General features: G+C 65.7%; 16 protein-coding genes and 1 tRNA gene. 9 read left to right on the plus strand and 8 right to left on the minus strand.

Annotated features, from left to right (window positions below; translation table 11 throughout):
* Positions 1 to 2 precede the first annotated feature (2 nt).
* On the minus strand, positions 3 to 1,310 hold the full coding sequence (gene tig, locus ACX17K_RS02520) for a trigger factor (protein ID WP_493773543.1): 1,308 nt from the start codon (positions 1,308 to 1,310) through the stop codon (positions 3 to 5).
* Positions 1,311 to 1,727: 417 nt separating this feature from the next.
* On the opposite strand from tig, the gene ACX17K_RS02525 reads away from it, so the two are divergent.
* The 3 genes from ACX17K_RS02525 (at position 1,728) to pbpC (ending at position 10,160) form a co-directional block, all read left to right on the plus strand.
* The gene (locus tag ACX17K_RS02525; RefSeq protein WP_493773544.1) at positions 1,728 to 7,409 is read left to right on the plus strand and encodes an alpha-2-macroglobulin family protein; all 5,682 of its coding nucleotides are present in this window, start codon (positions 1,728 to 1,730) and stop codon (positions 7,407 to 7,409) included.
* Positions 7,410 to 7,492: 83 nt separating this feature from the next.
* The gene (locus tag ACX17K_RS02530) at positions 7,493 to 7,939 is read left to right on the plus strand and encodes an HIT family protein (RefSeq protein WP_493773545.1); all 447 of its coding nucleotides are present in this window, start codon (positions 7,493 to 7,495) and stop codon (positions 7,937 to 7,939) included.
* 73 nt (positions 7,940 to 8,012) lie between these two features.
* Positions 8,013 to 10,160 (plus strand): penicillin-binding protein 1C, encoded by a 2,148-nt coding sequence (pbpC, locus tag ACX17K_RS02535; RefSeq protein ID WP_493773546.1) that lies wholly within the window; start codon positions 8,013 to 8,015, stop codon positions 10,158 to 10,160.
* Positions 10,161 to 10,179: 19 nt separating this feature from the next.
* On the opposite strand, the gene ACX17K_RS02540 is transcribed toward pbpC, so the two are convergent.
* The 3 genes from ACX17K_RS02540 to ACX17K_RS02550 form a co-directional block, all read right to left on the minus strand.
* Positions 10,180 to 10,905, minus strand: coding sequence for a hypothetical protein (locus ACX17K_RS02540; RefSeq protein WP_493773547.1), 726 nt, complete (start codon positions 10,903 to 10,905; stop codon positions 10,180 to 10,182).
* Between the two features lie 2 nt (positions 10,906 to 10,907).
* On the minus strand, positions 10,908 to 11,459 hold the full coding sequence (locus ACX17K_RS02545) for a neutral zinc metallopeptidase (protein WP_021477100.1): 552 nt from the start codon (positions 11,457 to 11,459) through the stop codon (positions 10,908 to 10,910).
* Between the two features lie 251 nt (positions 11,460 to 11,710).
* Positions 11,711 to 12,433: an SDR family oxidoreductase gene (locus tag ACX17K_RS02550; protein ID WP_493773548.1), complete on the minus strand. Its 723-nt coding sequence runs from the start codon at positions 12,431 to 12,433 to the stop codon at positions 11,711 to 11,713.
* 112 nt (positions 12,434 to 12,545) lie between these two features.
* Between ACX17K_RS02550 and ACX17K_RS02555 the strand changes: the two genes are divergently transcribed.
* Positions 12,546 to 13,397 carry a LysR family transcriptional regulator gene (locus tag ACX17K_RS02555; protein ID WP_493773549.1) on the plus strand — a complete coding sequence of 284 codons (852 nt, stop codon included), beginning with the start codon at positions 12,546 to 12,548 and terminating at the stop codon, positions 13,395 to 13,397.
* On the opposite strand, the gene ACX17K_RS02560 is transcribed toward ACX17K_RS02555, so the two are convergent.
* Complete coding sequence (locus ACX17K_RS02560; protein ID WP_231154125.1) at positions 13,367 to 14,002, minus strand: LysE/ArgO family amino acid transporter; 636 nt, start codon at positions 14,000 to 14,002, stop codon at positions 13,367 to 13,369. The two genes, ACX17K_RS02555 and ACX17K_RS02560, sit on opposite strands and share 31 nt — an antisense overlap.
* A gap of 65 nt (positions 14,003 to 14,067) precedes the next feature.
* On the minus strand, positions 14,068 to 16,419 hold the full coding sequence (locus ACX17K_RS02565; protein WP_493773550.1) for an EAL domain-containing protein: 2,352 nt from the start codon (positions 16,417 to 16,419) through the stop codon (positions 14,068 to 14,070).
* A gap of 239 nt (positions 16,420 to 16,658) precedes the next feature.
* On the opposite strand from ACX17K_RS02565, the gene ACX17K_RS02570 reads away from it, so the two are divergent.
* From ACX17K_RS02570 to ACX17K_RS02580, 3 genes are all read left to right on the plus strand, one after another.
* Complete coding sequence (locus ACX17K_RS02570) at positions 16,659 to 17,597, plus strand: ArgP/LysG family DNA-binding transcriptional regulator (protein ID WP_493773551.1); 939 nt, start codon at positions 16,659 to 16,661, stop codon at positions 17,595 to 17,597.
* An 81-nt stretch (positions 17,598 to 17,678) separates the two neighbouring features.
* Entirely contained in the window at positions 17,679 to 18,119 is a 441-nt protein-coding gene (locus ACX17K_RS02575; RefSeq protein ID WP_021477646.1) for a cytidine deaminase, read from the plus strand.
* Positions 18,120 to 18,282: 163 nt separating this feature from the next.
* Positions 18,283 to 19,521, plus strand: a complete 1,239-nt coding sequence (locus ACX17K_RS02580; protein WP_493773552.1) for a M23 family metallopeptidase — start codon at positions 18,283 to 18,285, stop codon at positions 19,519 to 19,521.
* 4 nt (positions 19,522 to 19,525) lie between these two features.
* Here the strand turns inward: ACX17K_RS02580 and ACX17K_RS02585 are convergent, their stop codons facing one another.
* Entirely contained in the window at positions 19,526 to 20,932 is a 1,407-nt protein-coding gene (locus tag ACX17K_RS02585; RefSeq protein ID WP_493773553.1) for a purine-cytosine permease family protein, read from the minus strand.
* A gap of 248 nt (positions 20,933 to 21,180) precedes the next feature.
* Between ACX17K_RS02585 and ACX17K_RS02590 the strand changes: the two genes are divergently transcribed.
* Complete coding sequence (locus tag ACX17K_RS02590; RefSeq protein ID WP_493773554.1) at positions 21,181 to 24,039, plus strand: GGDEF domain-containing protein; 2,859 nt, start codon at positions 21,181 to 21,183, stop codon at positions 24,037 to 24,039.
* A gap of 126 nt (positions 24,040 to 24,165) precedes the next feature.
* Here ACX17K_RS02590 and ACX17K_RS02595 read toward each other — a convergent pair whose 3' ends face one another.
* Entirely contained in the window at positions 24,166 to 24,855 is a 690-nt protein-coding gene (locus ACX17K_RS02595) for a Bax inhibitor-1/YccA family protein (RefSeq protein ID WP_463087476.1), read from the minus strand.
* 182 nt (positions 24,856 to 25,037) lie between these two features.
* Between ACX17K_RS02595 and ACX17K_RS02600 the strand changes: the two genes are divergently transcribed.
* Positions 25,038 to 25,122, plus strand: a tRNA-Leu gene (locus tag ACX17K_RS02600).
* Positions 25,123 to 25,315: the final 193 nt, after the last annotated feature.

The following is a 25,315-nucleotide window of genomic DNA, read 5'->3' on the forward strand; positions in this document are numbered from 1 at the left end:
TATCAGGCTTGGCTGCCCATCAGTTCATCGAAGGACAGGTCCTTGGCTACAACATTGGCCTGAGACAGCACAAATTCAACCACGTTGTCTTCCAGAACCATCGAAGTCGGACCTTCCAGGCGGTCTTGGCTCTCGTAGTACCAGGACAGAACATCTTCCGGCTGCTCGTAGCTGTCGGCGAATTCGGTGATCATGGCGCGAACCTGCTCCGGCTTGGCTTCCAGCTTGTTGGCGTCAACCATTTCAGACAGGATCAGGCCCAGCTTCACGCGGCGCTCGGCCTGGGCGGCGAACAGTTCCGGCGGGAACGGCATGTCTTTCACGTTCATGCCGCGTTGCTGCATGTCGCGGCGGGCTTGCTCGACCAGACGGCCGATTTCCAGGCTCACCAGGGCTTTCGGCAGCTCCAGCTCGGTGGCGTCGATCAGCGCCTGCATCACGTTTTCCTTGATGCGGGCCTGCAGGCGGCGCTTCACTTCGCGCTCGACGTTCTTGCGGATTTCGCCGCGCATCTTTTCCACGTCGCCTTCGGCGATGCCCAGCATCTTGGCGAATTCTTCGTTCACTTCCGGCAGGGTGGCCTCAGCCACGTTCTTCACCAGGATCTCGAACACGGCCTTCTTGCCGGCCACGTCCTTGCCATGGTAGTCCTCGGGGAAGCTCACTTCCACGCTCTTGATGTCGCCTTCCTTGGCGCCGACGATGCCGGCTTCGAACTCGGCCAGCATCTGGCCCTGGCCCAGAACGAAGGGGAAGTTCTCGGAAGAGCCGCCTTCGAAGGCCACGCCGTCGATGGCGCCCTTGAAGTCGATGATCACGCGGTCGCCTTCGGCGGCTTCGCGCTCAACGCGGTTGTAGCGGGTGCGCTGCTTGCGCAGGATGTCGATGGTCTTTTCGATTTCGGCGTCGCCAACCACGGTATTCGGCTTTTCGATTTCCTTGCCGGCCAGCTCGCCGACCTTCACTTCCGGATACACTTCGAAAGTGGCGGCGAACTTGAAGTTTTCCTTGTCGTCGCCGGCGGCAACCGGCTCGAAACGCGGGTAGCCGGCAACGCGCAGGCTTTGTTCGGTCACGGCCTTGTAAAAGCCTTGCTGAACCTGTTCACCCATCACCTCTTCACGCACCTGGGCGCCGTAGTTCATTTCCACGATCTTCAGCGGAGCCTTGCCCGGGCGGAAACCTTGGATCTTGGCGCCGCGGGCCACGCGCTTCAGGCGCTCGGCAACCTGGGTTTCAATAGCGGCCATCGGCAGTGCGATGTTCATGCGGCGTTCAAGATTGCTCAGAGTTTCCAGCTGTACTTGCATGTTGATTCCTAATAAGTGTGACAGGTTTTAGTCATCTGGGACGGTACGACGCCCACTCCCGCCAGGTTTCCGGCACCCGCCGGACGGCTTGGAAGCGGCGCTGCGTGGAGTTACACCACGCACCCAACGAAGCAAAGAGTATAGCACGCAGGGCCGGCTTGTCTGCCCCTGCGCCGCTCCGGCTTAGGCCGGGAGGCTCGCGCGGCTGCGGCTCAGGCGAGCGCCTCGCCGCGAAGCCGACAGGATTCCGGCTTGATATTGCTGAGGATTTTCCCTGCGCGCGCGCGGTTGGCGGCGCCATCTGCTATCATCCCGCTTCATGCAAATTGCCATTTCCGGCAGAGAAAATATCCTGAAAGAATGAGCATTCCCGCCCGAAACCGCGCCTCCCGGCCCCAACCATCCCTCGGTGACGCCATGAAAACATTGCTGCGCCGCAGCCTGCTGCTCGCCGTTCTCGCCGCCCCCGTCGCCTCTCACGCCGGCGTGGTCACCTTCAGCCCCCAGGGCGAAGTGAAGGAAATCAGCCAGGTACGCGCCACCTTCTCCGCCAGCATGATCGCGCTGGGCAACAGCGCCGCGCCGGCACCGTTCGCCTGGAGCTGCGGCCTGAAAGGCAAGGGCCACTGGGTGGACGACAAGACCTGGGCGCTGGACCTGCCGGAGACGCCCGCCGCCAACACCGACTGCCGCTTCACGCTGAAGCCCGGCCTGAAGGATGCGCAGGGCGGCGCGGTCAGCGGTCCGGCCTTCCGCTTCTTCACCGGCCTTCCCATCGTCAGCCGCAGTTGGCCGGACGAGGGGCGGATCGAAGAAGACCAGGCTTTCGTGCTGAAATTCAACGCCGCCAATGTGTCGCCGTCCTCGCTCTATTGCCAGTCGTCCAGCCTGCCCGAGCGCATCCCGGTGCGGACGCTCGCCATCGCCGAGCGCGCCGCGCTGCTCAAGCATCTCGATCTGCAAAAGTCTGCATCTCAGGTGCTGACCGTGCGCTGCGACCAGCGCCTGGCGCCGGACAGCAAGCTGTCGCTGGTCCACCTGCGCGGTGCCGGCAAGCCGGACAAGCTGGACTTCCAGGTCCGCCCCGCCTTCGGCGCCAGCATGAGCTGCCAGCGTGAAAGCGCCAAGGGCGCCTGCATCCCGTTCAAGCCCGTCACGCTGAACTTCAGCTCGCCGGTGCCGGAAAAAATGGCGATGGCGGTGCGGCTGTCCGGCGGCGGCGCCGACCGTGCGCCGCAGGCGCAAGAGCGCAGCAAGGGCGAGCCGGTGGACAGCATCAGCTTCGCGCCGCCGTTCCCGCCGCTAGGCGCGCTGACGCTGACCCTGCCCAAGGACTTCCGCGACGAAGTGGGCCGGCCGCTGGTCAACGCCGGCCGCTTCCCGCTGTCGCTCAAGCTGGGCGATTACCCCCCGCTGGCCAAGTTCTCCGCCGCGCCCTTCGGCATCATCGAATCCGGCGCCGACGCCGCCTTGCCGATCACGCTGCGCGGCGTGGAGGCCGATCTGCACATCAAATCGGTGCAGCTGGGCGGCCAGGCGCTGCGCCTCACCCGCGACGCCGACATCATGGAATGGCTGGCCAAGGTGCAGCGCTACCATGAAAGCAATCTGCCGGCCGGCAAGGACAAGACCGTGGAAAGCCGGCGCGTGTCGCTGCTCTCCAAGAACCGCGACGCCGCGCCGCTGAAGCTGCCGACGCAGCCGGACAAGAACGGCAAATGGCCGTTCGAGGTGGTGGGCATCCCGCTGCCCAAGCCCGGCCTCTACGTGGTGGAAGTGTCGTCCCGCCTCTTGGGCAAGTCGCTGCTGGGCGCCGACAAACCGATGTACGTGCGCACCGCCGCCCTCGTCACCAATATGGCCGTGCACCTGAAGCGCTCCAGCGAGAACGCCTCGGTATGGGTGACCACGCTGGACAAGGGCAAACCGGTGCCGGACGCCCAAATCAACGTCTACGACTGCAAGGGCGAGGCGCTGTGGTCCGGCAAGGCCGACAAGAACGGCATCGCCAACATCAACAAGCAGCTGAACGGCGGCGAATGCTCGTCCGACGAGGCGCTGTCTGGCTTGTTCGTCACCGCCCGCGCCAAGGACGCGCAGGGCAACGAGGACGTGTCCTTCGTCCGTTCCGGCTGGAATCGCGGCATCGAATCGTGGCGCTTCCCCTTCCCCACGCAATGGAACGACAGCCCGTCCATTCTGGCTCACACCATTCTGGACCGTCCGCTGTTCCGCGCCGGCGAAACGGTATCGATGAAGCACCTGTTGCGGCTGCAGGCCGGCAAGGGCCTGGCCCAGCTGAAACCCAACCAGCTGCCGCAGCAGCTGCGCATCGTCCATGACGGCAGCGGCGATGAAATCAATCTGCCGCTGACCTGGCGCAACGGCCGCTACGCCGAAAGCAGCTACACGTTGCCGAAGGAAGCCAAACTCGGCGAATACACGCTGTATCTGGAGCGCAAGGGCGCCCGCGGCCCGGACGACAAGGCCAAGCCGGCCAGCCCGGAACTGGACGGCTATTCGCTGCACAGCGGCAGCTTCCGCGTCGAGGAATTCCGCCTGCCGGTGATGACCGGCCGCATCTTCACCGCCAAGGGCGCCAATATCGGCGCCAAACAGGTGCCGCTGAACGTGTCGATGTCCTGGGGCAACGGCGGCCCGGCCAAAGACTGGCCGGTGGAGGTCAGCGCGATGCTGGCCGACGCCTACACCCGCATCAAGGCCTACGACGGCTTCACCTTCTCGCCGCCGCAGCGCAGCCGCGAAAACAGCGACGGTTCGCTGGACGGCAAGGTGGTGCTGGACAAGGCCGCGCTGAAGCTGGACGCCAACGGCAACGGCAAGGCGACCATCGACAAGCTGCCCAAGCTGGACCGCCGCTACGATCTGGTGACCGAGGCCGCCTACCGCGACCCCAATGGCGAAACCCAGACCATCACCCGACGCATACCGTTGTGGCCGGCGGCGCTGCAGGTGGGCGTCAGCGTCGACAGCTGGATCACCGCCGGCCGCGCGCTGCAATTGAAGGCCGTGGTGCTGGACACCGCCGGCAAGCCCATCGCCAACAAAGACGTCAAGGTCACGCTGCGCGAGCACCGCTACCTGTCCAGCCGCAAACGGCTGGTCGGCGGCTTCTACGCCTGGGACCACAACGAGGAAACCGACGACAAGGGCAAGGTATGCAGCGGCACATCCGATGCCCGCGGCCTGGTGTTCTGCGACATCAACCTCAAGGACGCCGGCGACATGGAGTTGATCGCCGAAGCCAAGGACGACCAGGGCAACGTCGCCCAGGCCGCGCAATCGGTCTGGGTCAGCAAGCACGACGAGCTGTGGTTCGATGTCGACAATAACGACCGCATCGACATCCTGCCCGAAAAAAACAGCTATCTGCCCGGCGAAACCTCCCGCTTCCAGGTGCGCATGCCCTTCCGCAAAGCCACCGCCTGGCTGGCCATCGAGCGCGAAGGCATCCTGGAAACCCGCGTAGTGGAGCTGGAGGGCAAGGACCCGACGGTGGAACTGAAAATCGGCCCGGACTGGACGCCCAACGTCTATGTATCGGTGCTGGCTGTGCGCGGCCGCGTGCGCGACGTGCCGTGGTACTCGTTCTTCACCTGGGGCTGGAAGAGCCCATCGGAATGGTGGGACGCCTACTGGAACGAAGGCGGCGATTACGCGCCGCCGACCGCGATGGTGGACCTGTCGCGCCCCGCCTTCAAATACGGCGTGGCGGAGATACAAGTGGGCGACGCCGCCAAGCGGCTGAGCGTGGAGGTAACGCCGGCCAAGAAGAGCTATGGCATCCGCGAGACCGCCGAAGTCGCCGTCAAGGTGAAGCTGCCCAGCGGCAAACCGGCGCCGGCCGGCACCGAAGTGGCTTTCGCCGCCGTCGACGAAGCGTTGCTGGAACTGCAGCCCAACCACAGCTGGGAGCTGATGCAGGCGATGTACCAGCGACACAGCTACGGCGTGGAAACCGCCACCGCCCAGCTGGAGGTGGTGGGCAAGCGCCATTACGGACGCAAATCGCTGCCGCCGGGTGGCGGCGGCGGCAAGGCGCCGACGCGCGAGCTGCTGGATACCCTGCTGCTCTGGCAGCCTGGCGTGAAGCTGGACGCCAACGGCAGCGCCCGGATCAAGGTGCCGATCAACGACGCCCTCACCCGCTTCCGCCTGGTGGCGGTGGCCGATATCGGCAATGACATGTTCGGCACCGGCGAATCCGGCTTCAACGTCACGCAAGATCTGCAACTGACTTCCGGCATCCCGCCGCTGGCGCGCGAAGGCGACCAGTTCCAGGCCGGCGTCACCGTGCGCAACGGCGGCGAAAAGCCGCTGAAGGTCAAGGTATCCGCCGCCGCGTCCGGCTTCGCCGCGCTGCCGGCCAGGGAAATCAGCCTGCCAGTGGGAGAGGCGCGGCTGGTCAGCTGGAACGTGACGGTGCCGGAAGGCTTGAAGGAGGCGCAATGGACCTTCGCCGCCCAGCAGGTGGACGGCAAGGCCGCCGACAAGCTGGCGGTCAAGCAACAGATCGACCCTGCCGTGCCGGTCACGGTGGAACAAGCCACGCTGCAGCGCGTGTCGCCTGATCTATCCATCCCCGCGGCGCCGCCGCCGGGCGCGCTGCCGGGCCGCGGCGGCATCCGCGTCAGCCTGCAGGCCAAACTGGGCAACAGTCTGCCCGGCGTGCGCCGCTGGTTCGAGGACTACCCCTACGCCTGCCTGGAGCAGCGCAGCTCCATCGCCATCGGCCTGGCCGACGGCAAACGCTGGAACCAGCTGATGGGCGAGCTGCCGTTGTATCTGGACGGCAATGGCCTGGCCGCCTACTTCCCGCTCGCCGAAGGCGCGCCGGACCGCGGCAGCGACGTGCTGACCAGCTATCTGCTGTCCGTCGCCAACGAAGCTGGGATGGAAATTCCGGAAAGCCCGCGCGGCAAGATGCTGGACGGCCTGTCCGCCTTCGTCGAAGGCAAGCTGAAGCGCGACCTGCCCGGCAGCCGCCAGGACGCCGACGCGCGCCGGCTGGCCGCGATGGACGCGCTATCGCGCTACGGCCGCTTCCGCCCGGCGATGCTGGACGTGCTGGACCTGAATCCGCAGAAGATGGGCACCGCCATGCTGGTGGACTGGCTATCGCTGCTGAACCGCGCGGCGGACATCCCGCAGCGCGCAGGCCGCATCGCGGAAGCCTCCAACCTGCTGCGCGCCCGCCTGACCTACCAGGGCACGCGGATGGGCTTCAGTACCGAGGCTAACGACAACGCCTGGTGGCTGATGGGCAACGGCGACGTCAACGCCGCCAAGCTGCTGCTGGCCGCGCGCAAGCTGCCGGACTGGCAGGCAGACATGCCGCGCCTGCTGACCGGCCTGCTCGGCCGCCAACAGAAAGGCCATTGGGACACCACCACCGCCAACTTGTGGGGATCTCTGGCCGCCGCGCAGTTCTCGCGCCAGTTCGAAACCGTGCCGGTGACGGGCCAGACCAGCGCCGTCCTCGGCAAATCCAGCCTCAGCCTCGCCTGGCCGCAGGACGGCGTCAAACAGCTGGGTCTGCTGCCGTGGCCCGCCGGCGGCGGCAAGCTGCAGCTCAAGCACGCCGGCTCCGGCGCGCCATGGGCCACCGTCCAGGCCGAAGCGGCCATCCCGCTCAAAGCGCCGCGCTACGCCGGCTACAGCATCAAGAAGACGCTGACGCCGGTTAGCCAGAAGGTGGACGGCCAATATCAGCCAGGCGACGTGGTCAAAGTGACGCTGACCATCCAGGCGCAGAGCGATATGAGCTGGGTGGTGGTGGACGACCCGATCCCGGCCGGCGCCGCGATCCAGGGCGGCGGCCTGGGCCGCGACTCAGCGATCGACGCCAAATCCGGCAACGGCGGCGACTACGCCGACTACATCGAACGCCGCTTCGCCGGCTACCGCGCTTATTACAGCTATGTGCCGCGCGGCGAGCTGAAAGTGGAATACACGATGCGGCTGAACAACCCCGGCGTCTTCAAACTGCCGCCGACCAGAGTGGAGGCGATGTACGCGCCGGAGGTGTTCGGCATGTCGCCGAACGGAGTATTCAAAGTGGTGGATGGCGGGAAGTGACGCGTGGGCCTCTCCCCATCGCTTCGGGGAGAGGCCGCATTCGTTCATGAACCGAACATCGCTCGAAAACAGGGGAAGCAAGGATGGAGTGCCTGGGATGCCGCCTGGCGAATGGGAAAGAAACTATACACACAGTTTACGAAGACGACCTTGTCACGTGCTTCCTTGACCACGATCCCTTCAGCGAAGGGCATGCGCTGATCGTCCCCAAGCTTCATGTCACGGAGCTTGAGGAGCTGGACGAGCACTTGATGAAAGCCATCATGAACGCGGCCCAAACCGTCGCCAGGGCCATCAAATCGCTATACCGCCCGGACGGCATCACCCTCTGCCAGAACGGCGGCGTCTTCAATGAACTGACCCATTTCCACATGCATGTCGTGCCCAGAGATAAAAAGCGTCCATTTTCAGAATTCTATTCGACCGAACCCGCCAAGCCGAGAGATCACCGACTCGCTCGAACGGCAGCCGCATTGAGAGAAACGATAGGCCGCGCAAGCGCTGCCCAGCAGCAGAGTTCGCGCCAATGAACCCCGAATGCTCCGCGCCATAACCTTTGCGCCAATACCCAGTGCCCGCCCGCAATTGAGAAAAGCACAAGCAGTGACCAAACCCAGCATCTTCATCATCCTTACCCTGCTCTCCGCCCCCGCCTGGGCTCAGCCCACGTTCAAAGAGGTGAAAGCCGCCTGGCAACCGTCGGACGTGACGCTGCTGGACCGCCACGGCCAGACACTGCAGCGGCTGCGCGTCGACAAGCAGGCGCGGCGGCAGGACTGGGTCGGCCTGGCCGACACCTCGCCCGCCTTTCGCCAGGCGCTGGTGCTGTCCGAGGACAAGCGCTTTTACCAGCACAGCGGCGTGGACTGGTCCGGCGTGGCGGCGGCGGCCTGGGCCAATCTGTGGAACACCCGCACCCGCGGCGCGTCCACGCTGACCATGCAGCTGGCAGGACTGCTGGACGACGATCTGAAAGTCAGCAAGGGCGGCCGCAGCCTATGGCAGAAGATGGGCCAGACCTGGTCCGCCGCCTGGCTGGAACGACACTGGACCAAGGCTGAAATCCTGGAGGCCTATCTCAATCTTGTGGGTTTCCGCGGCGAATTGGTGGGCCTGTCCTCGCTGTCATCGACGCTGTTCGGCAAATTGCCATCCGGGCTGAATCTGGAGGAATCGGCGATCGCCGTGGCGCTGATCCGCGCGCCCAACGCCGCGCCGGACAAGGTGGCTGGCCGCGCCTGCCATATCCTGCAAGACATGGGCCGCAAACCGGACTGCGCGGCGCTGGGCGTGCGCGCCACCCAGGCGCTAGCCAGAAGCCGCGCCGCCAATCCGCTGGCAGAGCAGGACGCGCCGCACTTCGCGCAGAAACTGCAGCAGGCGCGCCGCTTCGCCGCCGGCAGCAGGGTGGCCACCACGCTGGACCTGCCGCTGCAACGCTTCGCCGCCGCCGCGCTGCGCCGCCACCTGTCCGCGCTGTCGCAGCGCAATGTGCAGGACGGCTCGCTGGTGGTGCTGGACAACCAGAGCGGCGACATCCTGGCCTGGGTGGGCTCCAGCGGCCGCGGCCTGTCCAACGCCGCCCAAGTGGACGGCGTCACCGCGCTGCGCCAAGCCGGCTCCACGCTCAAGCCTTTCCTGTACCAGCAAGCGCTGGAAAAACATTATCTGACCGCGGCTTCGCTGCTGGACGACAGCCCGCTGGATCTTCAAACCGGCAGCGGCCTGTACGCGCCGCAAAACTACTCGAAGGATTTCAAGGGCTTGGTGCCGGTGCGCACCGCGCTGGCGTCTTCACTGAACATCCCGGCGGTGCGGACGATAGAAATGGTCACCCCCAACGCCGCGCGCGACCGGCTGGTCAAGCTGGGCTTCGCCAGCCTGACCGAGGACGGCGACTACTACGGCTACAGCCTGGCGCTGGGCGCGGCCGACATCCGTCTGCTGGACCTGGCCAACGCCTACCGCACGCTCGCCAACCAGGGCCTGGCCAACCCGCCGCGCTGGACGCTGGCCGACGCCAAAGCCAAGCCCGAGCGTCTACTCGATCCTGCCAGCAGCTTCATCATCGCCGACATCCTGTCCGACCGCACCGCGCGCGCGCTCACCTTCGGTCTGGAGAGCGCGCTGTCCACCCGCTACTGGAGCGCGGTGAAAACCGGCACCAGCAAGGACATGCGCGACAACTGGGCGGTGGGCTTCTCGCGCCGCTTCACCGTCGCGGCCTGGGTGGGCAATGCCAGCGGCGAGCCGATGTGGGACGTGTCCGGCATGCACGGCGCGGCGCCGGTATGGCAAGCCGTGCTGGATCGCGCCCAGCAATCGGCCGCTCCCCTGCCGCCGCCCTCGCCGCCAGCCGGCCTGGTTCATCAACGGGTGCGCTATCAGGGCGACGTGGCCGCGCCGCGGACCGAGTGGTTCCTGGCCGGTACCCAGCGCGCGCTGATCGTGCCGCAGAAAGGCTCCGCCGCCGACCTGACGCCGGGCATCGCCGCGCCGGTGGACGGCAGCATCTTCGCGCTCGATCCCGACATCCCGCCGGCCAACCAGCGCATGGTGCTGCGCGCGCGCGGCGTGGCCAAACCGCAGTGGTGGCTGGATGGAAAACGTTTGGGAGCCGGAGCGGAGCTGGCCTGGTTCCCCTGGCCCGGCCGACATCGGCTGGAATTGCGCGGCGGCGACGGCAAGGTGGTGCAGGCGGTGAAATTCGAGGTTCGCGGCGCCTCGCTGCGGCCCGGCAGGCCGCGTTGAAGCGCCGCTTCCCGTCAAACTAGCCGGCGCCCTTGCGCCGCTGCAGCGACTGCCACAGCTGGTTGGCGCGTTGCGCGGCGCTGGCCTTCTGCTGATCGGTCAAGGCCTGGTAGTCCTTGGTCTTCAACAGCCAGTCTGCGCTGAGCGTGTCGCCGGAGCGGCGCGCCACCAGATTCCAAGCAGCGGCTTCTTCCGGCTGCTTGTCCAGCAGATAACTCTCCGAGATGATGGCCGCCGCGTGCAGATTGCCGCGCGCGTAGGCCTGCTGCAGCGCTTCGCGCGCCTCCTCCCGATAGCGGAAATCCGCCTCGTAGTCGGGCTCGCGCGGATGGCCGTCCAACTGGAACAGATAACGCTCGGCCAGATGCGTCAGCGCCTGCGGGTCGCCGCGGCTGGCGGCCATGCGCAGGTCGGCCAGCGACATCTGGTAGTAACGCGCGTCTATCATGTAGCCCAGCTTGCGCAGCTGCTGCTTGCGCGCGCGCTCGGCCGGCGTTTCCGGTTGCGCGGCGGCGGATTGCTGCTGCGCGGACGGATCGCCACCCACCGCGAAACTGAAACCGCCGGCGGCGGGCTTGGCGGATGCCTGGGCCGCGCCTTTTTCCGTCCCGGCCCCCTTCGCGGCGACGGACTGCGCCTGTCCGGACGCGCCGCCCGCCGTCGCGAAGTGAGCGGGCAGCCATAGCCATGCCGCCACGGCCGCCGTCCCTGCGGCCGCTGCGATCAACAAGGTTGCCCTCTTCATCGTCAGATCCGCGTCATGCAGACGTTGAAGCCGTTGGCGTAGCCGTAGCGCGAGTAGTAGTCGCGCTGCGACGGCGTGCCGTGTTCGGCGTAGTCGGCCGCGTCGCGCGCCGACGCCACCGCGTTCTCGATGAAGCTCGGATAGCGCAGATTCGTCTCGGCGTACTTGGCGAAGGTGCCGCCCACGCAATCAGCCTGCAGCTCCTGCATCGGCGGCTGGCGGTTGATGCCGCGGGTGAACTGGACGGAGTGGCCCCACTCGTGCGCCAGGATGAACTTGGCCACGTAGTTGCCATAGCTGCTTTCCTGCTGCTGCAGGAAGCCGGTGCCGACGCTGATGGTGTACGGGCCGCACGCCATCGCGCTGGTTTGCGGCTCGCCGCAAGCGTTCTGGTCCACATAGACCGTCGGGCGCGCGTAAGAGCCGAGGAAGCCCCGGATCTCGTTGGCGCTGGACTGGATGTAGCTGTTGTTCACCGGCAGGGCCAGGGCCGCGCCGATCTGGCCAGCGATAACCGCGCCGAGCGCGCACAGCGTGATGATTTTCCTTGTCATGATCTCTTTCTCCTTGAGTATTGCGTCACGGAGATCTTTTTATGGCAAATGAATAATCATTCTGGAAAGAATTATTATTTATAAAATTTCAATTTGATATTCTAACTTTATGTCATTGTTTTAACGCTAAAATACATTTGTTTCGTAATCAAAATATCCATGCAAAAGGGCGAGCCGCCATCGCGTCCCACCCTTTCCCCTGCCTTCCGCCCGATCCTGCGCACTGCGCGCGGCATCGCCGGCGGCGATGTTTACGCCGACTGCCCGGTAGCCGCCAGCACGATTTCGCGCACGCACACGCGCTGCGGCTGCCCGTAGGCGTAAGCGATGGCTTCGGCCACGTCATCCGCCTCCAACACCCCGCCCATCTGCTGCTTCCACTCCTGGTAGCCGGCCTTGATCGCCTCGTCGGTGGTGTGGCCCAGCAGCTCCGTTTCCACTGCGCCCGGCGCGATGGTGATCACGCGCACGCCGCTGCCGGCCACTTCCTCGCGCAGGTTTTCCGAAATCGCGTGCACGGCGAACTTGGTGCCGCAGTAGGCCACGTGGTTGGGAAAGGTCTTGCGTCCGGCGATGGAGCTGATGTTGATGATGGTGCCGCGGCCGCGCGCCACCATACCCGCCAGCACCGCGTGGATGCCGTTGAGCAGGCCCTTGACGTTGACATCCAGCATGCGCTGCCACTCGTCCGGGTCTTGCTGCGCCATCGCGCCCAGCAGCATCACGCCGGCGTTGTTGACGATGGCGTCGGCGGGACCGAAGCGCGCCTCGGCCTCGGCCAGCACCGCTTGCAGCTGGGCGCGATCGGTCACGTCCACCCTGCGGCACAGGGTATCAGGCAGCTCCAACGCTTCCAGCTTTTCGACGCGGCGCGCCAGCAGCAGCAGCGGATGGCCGGCTTGGGAAAACAACTTGGCGGCGGCGGCGCCGATGCCGGAGCTGGCGCCGGTGATCACGATCAGGGGTTTGTTCATGGACACTCTCCTTCCATAAAATTTATCGATACGAAACAGATGCTATGCAGTATATTCACCATGAAATTTACTGAAAAATGATAAAAACCTCTGCCTGATATAGGTTGTTTCTATGGATATTCGTCAACTGAAGGCCTTTGTCGCCGTTTTCGAGGAACGCAGCGTCACGCTGGCGGCGCAACGGCTGTTCGTCACCCAGCCGACGCTGTCGGTCACCATACGCCAGTTGGAGGACGCGCTGGGCGTCACCCTGTTCGAACGGCTGCCCCGCGGCGTGGACGTCAGCGAAGACGCTCGCCTGCTCTACCCGCAAGCGCGCAGGATGTTGGCCCAGGCTGACGCCTTGGCGAGGATGTTCCGGCAGCGCCGCGATTGCGCGCCGCTATGCCTGGGCGTGGACGCGGATGTGGGCCGCAGCCAACTGGAGGCGCTGCTGGCGCGCGCGGCGCGCGCCGCGCCGGCGATTCTGCTGGAAGTGCGGGAGGGATGCTGCGGCGACGCGCGGCTGGCGGCCGAGGACGGCCGCTGCGAGGATGAGCTGTTTCTGCCCTTGTGGGAGGAAGATTTCGTGCTGGCCGTGCCGGCGGGCCACCGGCTGGCGGCACGCGATCAGGTGGATGTGGCCTTGCTGGACAAGACGGAGTGGATCACCTGCCCGCATCATCCCAGCCACCAGCGGCTGCTGGACCTGCATGGCGCGGCGGCGGCGGCATTGGCCGCGGCGGCCCGGGCCGGCAGCCTGAGGCTGGCCGCCCACATGGTGGCGGCCGGACTTGGCGTCGCATTGCTGCCCGCCTCGCTGGCCGACGACCACCCCGGCCTCAAAGCCATCCCGCTGGCAGGCGCCACGCCGGCCCGCCGCGTCGGGCTATGCTACGCGGCGCAAGCGCTGGAGCTGCCGGCCTTGCAGGCGCTCAAGGAAACGCTGAACGGTCACAGCGGCAGCGGCGCCGACAGGCCGTAGTTGTAGATCAGCATGGCGGCGGTGAACAGCATCACGAAGCCGATCACGCAATCCAGCACCCTCCAGCTGAACGGCTTGGTGAACAGCGGGGCCAGCTTGCCTGCGAACAGGCCGATGGCGCCGAACCACAGCACGGAAGCGCTGAGGCTGCCGATCAGGAAAGACAGCGCGCCGTGCTCGCCGTACACCGAGGACACGCTGCCGATCAGCACCACGGTGTCCAGCCAGACATAGGGATTGAGCAGGGTCACCACCAGAATGGTGCGAATGGCGCTCTTCCGATCACGCTCCACGCCGCCGTCAAGCGTCATGCCGCCCGCGTTCAGCGCGGAGCGGAAGGACTTGAAACCCAGCCACAGGATGAAGGCCGCGCCGGCCCAGGTGACCACGCTGACGAAGCCGGGGATGCCGGCCACCACCTTGCCCACGCCCAGCACGCCGGCGGCGATCAGCAGCACGTCGGCGACGATGCAGATGGCGACGATGGGCAGCACATGGCTGCGCCCTATGCCCTGCCGCAGCACATAGGCGTTCTGCGGACCGATGCCGACGATCTGGCTGAAAGAGATGCCCAGCGCGGAAAGGAAAACACTGAAATTGAACATTGCCTGCTCCAAACTATTTGCAAGCAGATTAACGTCCGGATTTCCTTAAGTAAAACTAATAAAAATCATGATACATAAGAAGAATTAATGGCAGCATTCTTGCTCCATTGCTTCAGCCACTCCGGCAGCTCGCCCGCGGCCAACGGCGGCGAAATGCCGTAGCCCTGACCGTCGTGGCAGCCTATCTCGCGCAGCCTGCTCCAGATCGCCTGGCTTTCCACCCCCTCCACCACCAGCTTGCGCCCGGTGTAGTGGGCGAAGGACAGCATGCTGCGAATGATGGCTTCGTTGCCCGGCATGTCCAGCAACAGCCGGACGAAGCGCTGGTCGATCTTGATGGTGTCGAACGGCAGCTGCTGCAGATGCACCAGCGACGATGCCCCGGTGCCGAAGTCGTCCAGCGCGATGGACAGGCCTAGGTCGCGGCAACGCTCCAGCTTGGCCGTGATCTGCTCCGCCTCCTGCTGGGTGACGGTTTCCAGCACCTCCAGCTCCAGAAAGCCGGCCGGCAGCGGGTTCGCCTCCAGCAAGGCCTCCAGCCCGAACAGGAAATCCTCGTGCTTGAGCGTGGCCGCCGACAAGTTGACGCTGACCGGCAATGACAAGCCGCGCCGCCGCCATTCGCCCATCTGGCGCACCGCCTCCCGCAGCACCCACCAGTCCAGCTCGCGCATCAGATTGGTATGCTCGATGGCGTTGAAAAACTCGCCCGGCGGCACGTGCCGGCCATTGCGCACCCAGCGCACCAACGCCTCCGCGCCTTCGATGCGGTGGTTCTGCAGATTGATCTTGGGCTGGTAGTACAGCGCCAGCTCGCCGCGCGGAATGGCCAGCGCGAAGGCGCTGCGCAGCGCGTGCAGCTTGTGGATTTCCTCGTCCATCGCCGCGTCGTAATGACGGGAATGGCCGCCGCCCTCATCTTTGGCCCGGTTCAAGGCCAGTCCCGCGCGGCGCAACAGGTTGGCCGCGTCGCACAGCGCGTCGCCGCTGACCGCGACGCCGACGCTGCAGCGTATCTCCACCTGGGCGCCCATCGCATCCACCGGCTGCGGCAGCAAACTCATCAGCTCGTCCACCAGCTCCTGCAGCCTGTCGGTGCGTTCCGAGCAGGCGACGAAGCGCGCGGCGCCGACCCGGCCGACATGGCCGAACGGATAGATGGCCTGCCGCAGGCGGCGCGCCATCTCGCACAACACCAGATCGCCGCCCTCGTAGCCCAGGCGGGCGTTGATGTCGTGAAAGCCCTCCACCGCGATCGCCAGCACCGCCACCTGGCCGCCGTCGCGGCGCGACTTCAGCAGCCGGGCGATCAGCTCCTGCATGCGGCTGCGGTTGGGCAGACCGGTCAGCGCATCGTGCTGGGCCAGGAAGGCGAGTTCGGTTTCGGCGCGGTGGCTGCGCTCCAGCGCGTCGTGGCGCTCCAGCCCGCGGCCGATCTCGCGCGCCATCAGTTCAAACAAGGCGCGGCGGGACTGGTCGAAGAAACCCTCTTCGCCGGCATGCAGCGCCAGCGTCCCCACCACCTGTTGGCGCACCAGCAGCGGCACCACCAGCAGGCTGCGGATGCCTTGGCGGCTCAGCGCGCCGTGCCAGGGCCGCAGCGCGGGGTCGGATTGCGCGTCGTTGCTGACCTGGGCCGCGCGGCTGCGCAACGCGCGCGACACCAGGCCCGGCGCCTGCGCGTCCTCGGCATGCGCCGGCAGTTCGCCGGGCATGGCCGCGCGTTCGCCGCGGGACAACGCCGCCACTTCCACCCGCTTCTCGTCGGCGTCCAGCAACCCCACCCAGGCCAACTCGAAACCGGCCTCGCGCACGCAAACGTCGCAGATGGTCTGCAGCAGGATGCGGCGATCGGCGCTGTCGGCAAGCGCCAGGCTGACGCCGCTCAGGGTCGCGTACAGGCCGGACATCGCCTGGAAGTGCTCGCCATGGCGCGAAGCCTCGCGCTTCAGCGCCTGCTGGTAGCCGTGGGTCTTCAGCATCTGGTCCAGCAAGATGCGCTTGCGCAGCAGCCGCGCCGCGTCCAAGCCCGCCGCTTGCTCCAGGCTGGCCAGCAAATGCGGCTGGCAGCGCTCGTATAGGCCCTGCAGCCAGCCCAGGCTCACGCCCAGCCGGCAATACAGTTCGCCCTGCTCGACCAAAGCCGCTGCCACGGCCGGATCCAAGGGCATCCTCAAAAGCGCGTCCCACTCTGCCAGCAGCATCGCTGCGAGCTCGTCCTGGCAGCAGCCATGATGCCGCTGCAGGCGCTCCGCTTCGCCGGGGCTTTTCAGCAAATGCCAGTAAAGCTCCTTGCCCAGCAGCTCCCTGCGGGCCATGCCGGCATCGGCGTGGCGCGGCAACTGCGCCAGGTGTTCGGTCCGGATTCCGATAAAGCGGCACATATTCGCCAAGAGTGCCATTTCATCCGTATGCATTGTTTTCTGCGCCTGTCGTGGCTGGGACCCGGCCTGCCCGGCCGCCGTCCCTACTATCTCGCCCACCTGCCCAGGAGCAGGTATTTCTTGTACCGTATCTACTGGCGCGGTCTGTCTGAAACCCCCATCAGACAAGGCCGGCCGCCAAAGGCTGCAACATGCCACGGCGCTGGCTTTTAAGCAAGTCCGGCCGCATTATTAAACGATCTCTTATCGTCGAAAGACTACGGAAAGCGAAAGTGTTCGACCCCAGACAACTGCAAACCCTGGCCGCGGTAGCGGAAACCGGCGGCTTCGACAAGGCCGCCAAGAAGCTGTTTCTGACCCAGTCGGCGGTATCGCAGCGCATACGCCAACTGGAGGAGCAACTGGGGCAACCGGTGCTCACCCGCACCTCGCCGGCGGAAGCCACCGAGGCAGGACGCCAGTTGCTGCGGCACTACCAGCAACTGCTGCTGATGGAAAACCAGCTGCTGCAAAAGCTCAGCCCCGCGCCGCGCCAGCGCGAGTTCACCACGCTGGCGGTGGGCGTCAACGCCGACAGCCTGGCGACCTGGTATCTGCAGGCGGTGACGCCGGTGCTGGAGGCGCACGACCTGTTGCTGGACGTGGTGGTAGACGATCAGGACCACACCCACGAACTGATGCGCACCGGTCACGTGATGGGCTGCGTCAGCACCCGCCCGGTGCCGATCCAGAGCGGCGTCCAGCACTATCTGGGCGCGATGCGCTACCTGTGCCTGGCCACGCCTCGCTTCGCCGCGCGCCATTTTCCGGACGGTGTGGATCACGCGGCGCTCGCTCGCGCGCCCAGCATCCTCTTCAGCCGCAAGGACGCGGTGCACGGGCAGTTCCTGCGCCAGGCGGCCGGCTACGAGGGCGGTTTTCCCAGCTTCACCGTGCCCTCGGCCCAAGGTTTCGTGGAGCTGACCCGCCAGGGCGTCGCCTACAGCCTGCTGCCGGAACTGATGCTGGACAGCGATCTGGAGGACGGCCGGCTGGTGGACCTGTTTCCCGGCCAATACATGGACCTGCCCCTGTACTGGCACCACTGGCGGGTGGAGTCCGAGCTATCGCAGGCGCTGACCGAGGCGATGCTGGACTACTGCGGCCGGCACTTGCGCCAGGACAAAGCGGCATATCACGCATCTGTTGGAGAATCGCAGCAGGATGCCTGATCCGCGCGGCGCGTCCGCCGCGTTGACAAGGCCCGGCCCCTGGCGCATCATCCGTCGCCGACCTGGTTTTATGGAGGCAGCATGACCAGCAAGCAATACGCACCCAGCAACGAACAATGGGCCGAACTGGAAATGGCCGCGCAACTGGCCTCCCGCCAGGCTTACGCGCCTTATAGCCGCTTTTCCGTCGGCGCCGCCATTCTGGACGGCAACGGCAAGATACACATCGGCTGCAATGTGGAAAACGCCTCCTTCGGCCTGAGCAACTGCGCCGAACGCACCGCGATCTTCGCCGCCCGCGCCAACCATGGCATGCAAGATGTGGTGGCGGTCTGCATCTACACCCCCACAGACAAGCCCACTTCGCCTTGCGGCGCCTGCCGCCAGGTGCTGAACGAATTCGGCCCCGCCATGCATGTGCGCTCGATCTGCGACGGCGAGGACATCATCGACACTACGCTGGACGCGCTGCTGCCCTCGGCCTTCGGCCCCAAGAACCTGCAGGACGCCGGCCAGCGCTGAGCGCCCCGCCTGCCCACATCCCACGGGAGCCCCAGAGCTCCCGTTTTTCATGCCCGCCGAAAGGTTCCCCCGCCTCCGCGTCTCTTAGGGACAGCTGAAAACCAGCATCGCCCGCTATATGGTCGGTCACGCAGTTCCTGTTCAGAACGATAAGGAGTCCGTGATGATGAAACCCGCCATTTCATATTTATCCGTGCTGCTGATCTGCCTGGGCGCGGCGCCCGCCCATGCCGCCGAGGAAGCCCAGGACCCTGCGCTGCGCAGACAAGCCGCCGACGCGCTGGCGCGGCTCTCGCCGCAGCCGCTGGCCAAGGGAGGCCTGCCGCAACCCCTGCTGGAAGTGAACCGCGAAAGCGCCGACCGCCGCTGGGTGTTGGGCTCGGCCACCCAGCCTCTGCCCGTCATGGCCGGCGCGGATGCCGACCAGGTGCCGCTGTCGCGGCTGTTCCTCGCCCATCAAACCGAGCAAGGCTGGCAACTGGCCATGGAGGGCGAAGACGGCTTCGCCGCGCTGCTGGAGGCCGCGCCCGACGGCTGGCTGAGCGCCGATGAGCGGCGCGCGTGGCGCAGCCAGGCCATTCGGGCCAAGCGGCTGGCGCCCGACGCCACCGGCCTGGGCCTGCCCTGGCAGGAAGGATCAAGCTGGAGCATGACCGGCGGCCCGCACGGCTACAGCGGCGAAAGCCAGCCCTACGACTCTATAGATTTCGCCGGCGGCGACGGCCGGGTGCTGGCGCCCCAGGCCGGCGTGATCTACAAAAGCTGCCTGCGCAACGGCAGCGGGCTGGTCAAACTGGTGCACGACAACGGTTACTCATCCACCTACTACCACATGATCAACCTCAACACGGTGGCCGACGGCCAGCGGGTGGCCAAGGGGGCCTACCTGGGCAAGATAGGCAACGGCCTGCCCTGCGGCGGCAGCACCACCGGCCCCCACGTGCACTTCTCGCTGATCCACCAAGGCAAGGCAGAGCCGGTGAACCGCAAGTGGCTGGGCGGGTGGCAGTTCTTCTCCGGCAGCCGCGCCTACCAGGGCTACGCCGCGCGCAACGGCAGCCGGGTGAACGTGGGCGGACGCCTGACCCACTACAATGGCGGCAGCGATCCCGCGCCGACGCCGGGCGGCTCCAGCGGCGTCGCCACGCCGCGCGGCGGCGACGGTTACGTCAACCTGCGCGGCGGCCCCAGTTTGACCGCAGAAATCGTCGGCAGCGCCGCCCGCGGCGAGCAGGTGCCGCTGCGATGCCACGCGCGCGGCGAGGCGGTGGACGGCGTCTGGGGCCGCACCGACATCTGGAACCGCACCGCCGCCGGCCATTGGATCAGCGACGGCTTCATCGACACCGGCAGCAACGCTCCCGTCGTGCCGCAATGCCCGTCGCCAGCGCGGCCATGGTAAACGCCTAGCCTGCGCTTCGCCCCCCGCCGGGGACAGCCGCCCACGCGGCCGCGCCCCGGCGCATCATCAGCCAGTACAGGCCGGCCGTCCCCAGCCACCCTACCAGCCAGGAAATGTCCGCCCCTCCCAGCGCGCGGACCATCGGCCCGCTGAACAAGGCGCTGTCGATGAACGGCAACTGCAGCAATACGCCCGCCAGATAGGCCAGCAGGCCGGGCCAGCGGTAATCGGCGCCCTCCAGCGCCGCCGCGTCCAGCTTGCCGCCGCGCAACAGATAGAAATCCACCAGATTGACTGCGCTCCACGGCGTGAACAAAGCCAAAAGCAGCAATAGGAAAGACTTGAACAGCGGCAGGAAGCCCTGCTGCGCCCATACCGCGACGGACAGAGAAACCAACGCCATCGCCGCGACGATCAGCCAGCGCCGGCGCGGCCCCAAAGCTTCCGGCCGCGCGCCGAACGCCGACGCGATGCTGCCCGCGCACATGAAACCGCCGTAGGCGTTGAGCGTGGAAATCGTGACCTTGCCTAACGCCACGCAGAAAAACAACGCGGCGGCGATCACGCCGTCAGCGCCCAGGCCGACAAAGTAGGCGACCTCATGCCCGCGGAACGCCGCGCCGCCGACGGCCGCCACCAGCACGCCCAACGACATCGCGATCTGCGCGCCCAGGCCGGAACCCAAGCCTATCGCCAACGCCACCCGCGCCGGCGGCGTGGCCGACGGCAGGTAGCGCGAATAGTCGGACACATAGGGCGCGAAGGCGATCTGCCAGGATGCCGACAGCGATATCGCGACGGTGAAGGCGGCCGGCTCGAAACGGGTATGCGCCGCCAACAGCGGCAGCAAATCCACCCGCCCCAGCAAACGCATGAACAAATAACAGAAAGCCAGCAGGCCAAGCAGGCTGGCCGCGCGCCCCAGCCGGTGTATCGCCCGATAGCCCAGCGCCGCGGCCAGCAGCACCGCCAGCGCGAACAACAGGCTGCCTGCGGCGTCGCTTATCTTGAACAGCTGGCCCAGCGCCTGGCCGGACAGCACCATCCCGGTGGCGTTGAAGCCCAGGTACATGACGCAAGCCAGCGCCAGCGGCAATACCGCTCCCTTGACGCCGAACTGCGCGCGGCAGGCCAGCATCTGCGGCAGCCCCAGCCTGGGGCCCTGCGCGCCGTGCAAGGCCATCACCGCGCCGCCGGCGATCTGCCCCAGCAGCAGGCCGACGATGGACCAGACAACGTCGCCGCCCAGCACCACCGCCAGCGCGCCGGTGACCACGGCGGTGATCTGCAGATTGGCGGCCAGCCACAGCGTGAACTGGCTGAACACGCGGCCATGCCGCTCGCCTTCCGGAATAAAGTCTATGGAACGGCGCTCGATCAGCGGCGCGCCGACGGATGTTTTCGCTTTCATGACGGTTTCTCCTTTGTCCGCATCCGGAACGCCGTCTTGCCGCGGCGCGGCTCCGGGCCTGCGCCAAACAATCTATACCGTCCGCATGAAGGCGGGCAAATCCAAACCATGCGGCATCGCATCATTGATTCCTCATGGTTGTCCATGCTCCCCAGGCCGTTTATTCCCGCCCTCGGGCAGCCATCGTCGATATTTGTCCTAACATTTTGTATAGGAACCCTTCGCGCCGGCTCGCAGAATGGAATGAAGTGCACCGATTCACCCTATCCATCACCGAACTCAAACGCCAGCTGCTGCATGACCGGTACCGATTGCTGGCCATAGCGGCAAGTCTTTTCCTGATCCTGCTGGGAACCGGCGTCATCAGCGGCTGGCTTCTCCGCACTCCCGCCCTGATTCCGGAAAACATCCACATGGTGATCGCCACCGCGTTCTGCCTGATCCTGTACGGACTCGCGCTGCCGCTGGCCTTATGGCGGCCGCAATGGCGGGCGCACCAGCTGCTCGCGGCGCTGGTGCTGGCGATGGCGGCAATCGCATTGCTGGAGCATCTCAGCGGCAGATCCCTGGGTTTGGACCTATCCCAACTGCACGCCTGGCAGCATGACATGGCGCCCCATCCGGGCCGGATGGCGCCGTCGACCGCGCTGGCGCTGGCCGCGCTGGGCTGCGGCCTGCTGCTGCAGCCAGGCGCCACGCCGGCCCGGCGCCGGGCGGTGAAAATCTGCGTATTGCTGCCGCTGCTGCTCGGCGTGCTGGGCGCAGTGGCGTATCTGGTCAATCTGGAGTTGCTGTACAGCTGGGGCGCCTCGGTGCGGATGGCGCTGCTGACCGCGCTGGGCGTCATCTCCGCCGCTTTGGGATTGAACGCGCTGACGCAGCTGGCGCTGCGCCGCCACCTGCGCTCCCAAGACATGGCCGATTCGATTTCGGTGGCCGCCACCGCGTTGCTGATCTCCATCTCGCTGGCCACCGGCCTGCTGATCTACCGCGTCTCCAGCCAGGCGCACGAGCGCAGCCTGAGCACGGTGATGGCCAACAGCGTGCGGCAGCGCGCCGCGCTGCTGGTGGCCCAGTTCGGCATCAGCGACGACATCGCCCGCCGCATCTACCAGCGGCCTTCGATGCAAAAGCTGCTGGAAGACGCCAGCCGGGGCAAGCTGGACGCCAGCGCCGCAGCCGCCGAGCTGGCGGCGCGCAACCATATGACGCTGAACGGCATCGCCATCCAGGATGCGTCCGGCCGCGCGCTGGTGCAGGTCGGCTATTTCGAAACCCAGCCCCGCCAATCCCTGGCGCTGCGCTCGCCCGCCGGCTCCTGGCTGCTGTGGAACGGCCATTATCTGTACCGCACCGTGGAGGTCTACCGCACTTCGGCCGGCTCGTCCCGGCTGGTGCTGGAACAGCGGCTGGACATGTTCGACCGCATCGTCCTGGATACCGCCCCGCGCGACGGCCTCAGCGGCCTGTACGCGCTGTGCGGCCACGATGACCACGATCTGCGCTGTTTCTCGCAGTCGCCTCGGGAGCCTGGCCCCACGATCCCAATCGCCGGCAACATCCATCACTTCACCATGTGGCCGGCCTTTTCCGGGAAAAGCGGCTCGCTGCACACGGTCGACTACTCCGGCCGCGACGTGATCAGCGCCTATGCGCCGGTCGGCGACAGCGGGCTCGCCTTCAGCTACAAGATCAGGGTCGCGGACCTGCTGGCGCCGATCCGCCATGATCTGGAGATCGACGCGCTGATCATGCTGGCGATGATCACGCTGGGCACCTTGATCCTGCGCTGGCGCACTTCGCCGCTGCTGCGCGAGGTGCTGCAGTCCAACCGGATGGCGGAATTGGCGGCCGAGCGCTTCCGCAACGCCGCCGAAGCCAATATGGACGCGTTCATCATCATGGAGGCGCTGCACGACCACATCGGTGTGGTGAACGATTTTCGCGTGGTCTACATCAACGCCGAGGCGGAAAGGATGTGGCAGCTGCGCCGGGATGAAACGATAGGCCGGAACTGGAAAGCGCTGGCGGCCTCGCTGAATGTCTCCAACCACTTCGAAAGCTATAAGCAGGTCATCGACAGCGGCATGCCGCTGTCGGAAGAAGTGCCCAAGGCCTACGACGCGAGCCACCCCACCTGGATCCACCAGGAAATCGTCCGCGCCGGAGACGGCATCAGCATCAGCGTGCGCGACATCACGCAAAAGAAGCTGGCCGAGCTGGATCTGGTCCTGCGCGAGGCCTTGCTCAAGACCGTCACCGACTCCATTCCTGCGCTGGTGGCCTTCGTAGACGTCGATCAGCGCTACCGCTATTGCAACAAGACTTACACCCGGCTGTTCGGCATCGCGCCGGAGCAAGTGATAGGCCGCAATATGCGAGACTTCCTTGGGGAGGAAAGCTATGCGGCGGTGCGGCCCTATGTCGAGCAGGCGCTGCAAGGCCAGGCCGCCTCCTTCGAGATGGAGATGTTCCTGCACGGCAGCCAGCGCTATGTGGAGGGCCGCTACATTCCGCAACAGCACGCGGACGGCACGGTGTCGGGGTTTTACGTGATGATCTGGGACATCACCCAGTCACGCGCGCGGGAAATAGAGCTGCGCAACAAGGTCACCCAGGATGCGATGACCGGCCTGCTCAACCGCTCGGCCTTCATGGACATCCTGGGCGACGAGATCAAGCACCACTACCTGAAGCGCCAGGCGTTGGCGCTGTTGTTTCTAGACATCGATCACTTCAAGCAAGTGAACGACACGCTGGGACATGCCACCGGCGACGAGCTGATCAAGATTTTCGCAGGGCGGCTGCGGCAAAACGTGCGCGGCACAGACCACGTGGCCCGGCTGGGCGGCGACGAGTTCGTCGTGCTGCTGGTCGGCCTGGATACCGAGCGCACCGCGATGGCCGTGGTCGACAAGCTGATGACGGCCGTCTGCCAGGATGCCGAGCTGTCCGGCTCGCCCCGCCGCGTGTCCACCAGCATCGGCGTCGCCTACGCCTACATGCCCGACATCACGCCGGAGCGGCTGCTGGAAGTCGCCGACGAAGGCCTGTACCAGGCCAAGGCCGCCGGGCGAAACACCTACCGGCTGATACAGGTGGGCTGAGGCGCAATGCCGCCTGCCAGGCCGCCAATCGCTCGGCCATGGCCCATGGATTGGAAACCGTCTCAGCAGCCGCAATGAAAAAACCCTCCGCCGAGGCGGAGGGTTTGGATTGCCGGTATCGAGCGATCAGTCGCGATTGCCGCCAAAGGCCAGCAGCAGCTGCAACAAGCTGGTGAACAGGTTGTAGATGCTGATGTAGATAGACAGCGCGGCGGAGATGTAGCTGTTTTCGCCGCCGTCGACCACGGTCTTCACTTGCCACAGAATCATCAGCGAGCTGAACAGCGCGAACGCAGCGGAGATCATCAACTGGAATGCCGGCATGCGCAGGAACAGGTTGGCCACCACAGCCACCATCAGCACGATGGCGCCCACGGTCAGGAAGTTGCCCAGGCCGGACAGATCGCGCTTGGTGGTGGTGGCGATGCCGGCCATCACGAAGAACACAACCGAAGTAGCCGCGCCGGCGGTCATGATCAGCTGGCCGCCGTTGGAGAACTTGAGCGCGAACTGCAGCAAGGGTCCGAGCAGGACGCCCATCATGAAGGTGAAGCCCAGCATCAGGAACACGCCCAGCGAGCTGTAGCGGTTCTTCTCGATGGCGAAGACCAGGCCGTAGAACACCGCCATGATCAGCAGCATGCCGATGATGGGGCTGCCGGCCAGGAACGCGAAACTCATATGGGTGCCCACGATGGCGCCCATGACGGTCGGGATCATCGACAGGCCCAGCAGGCCATAGGTGTTGCGCAACACTTTGTTGCGAACATCGGCCATCGGGGTCGATTGGTAGGCCGTTTGAAAATCCGGGTGCATGTGAAACTCTCCTGAGTTGATTATTCTGGAACGACTTTTGGGATTGTAAGCAACAGACCATGCCGAAGGGAATAAGTTTCCATTTCTCCTTCCTGCTTGTCTTGAACGAATCCTTGGGGTAATATCGCCTTCCCTCAAGGCACAGATGTGGGCGGCAGCCCGCGTTTGCAAGCCATTTGGATGCGAGAGTGGCGGAATTGGTAGACGCACTGGATTTAGGTTCCAGCGCCGCAAGGCGTGAGAGTTCGAGTCTCTCCTTTCGCACCAACCCTAGTTTTAAAGTTCCCCTCAGCAGCCCCCACATCACATCAAAGCCCGCAAACAAAGGCTTTCGTAAGAAACGACTTCCCGCCACACCCCTGCACGAACCACTGTAATACGCGAAGCTTGGCTCAACAATTGGACCAGAAATGGCAGCCAAGAGACGACAAACGGCTTGCGACTTGCGCGCCAAAGGCCA

This window comes from Chromobacterium sp. INPA-IVC (genome assembly GCF_059047085.1).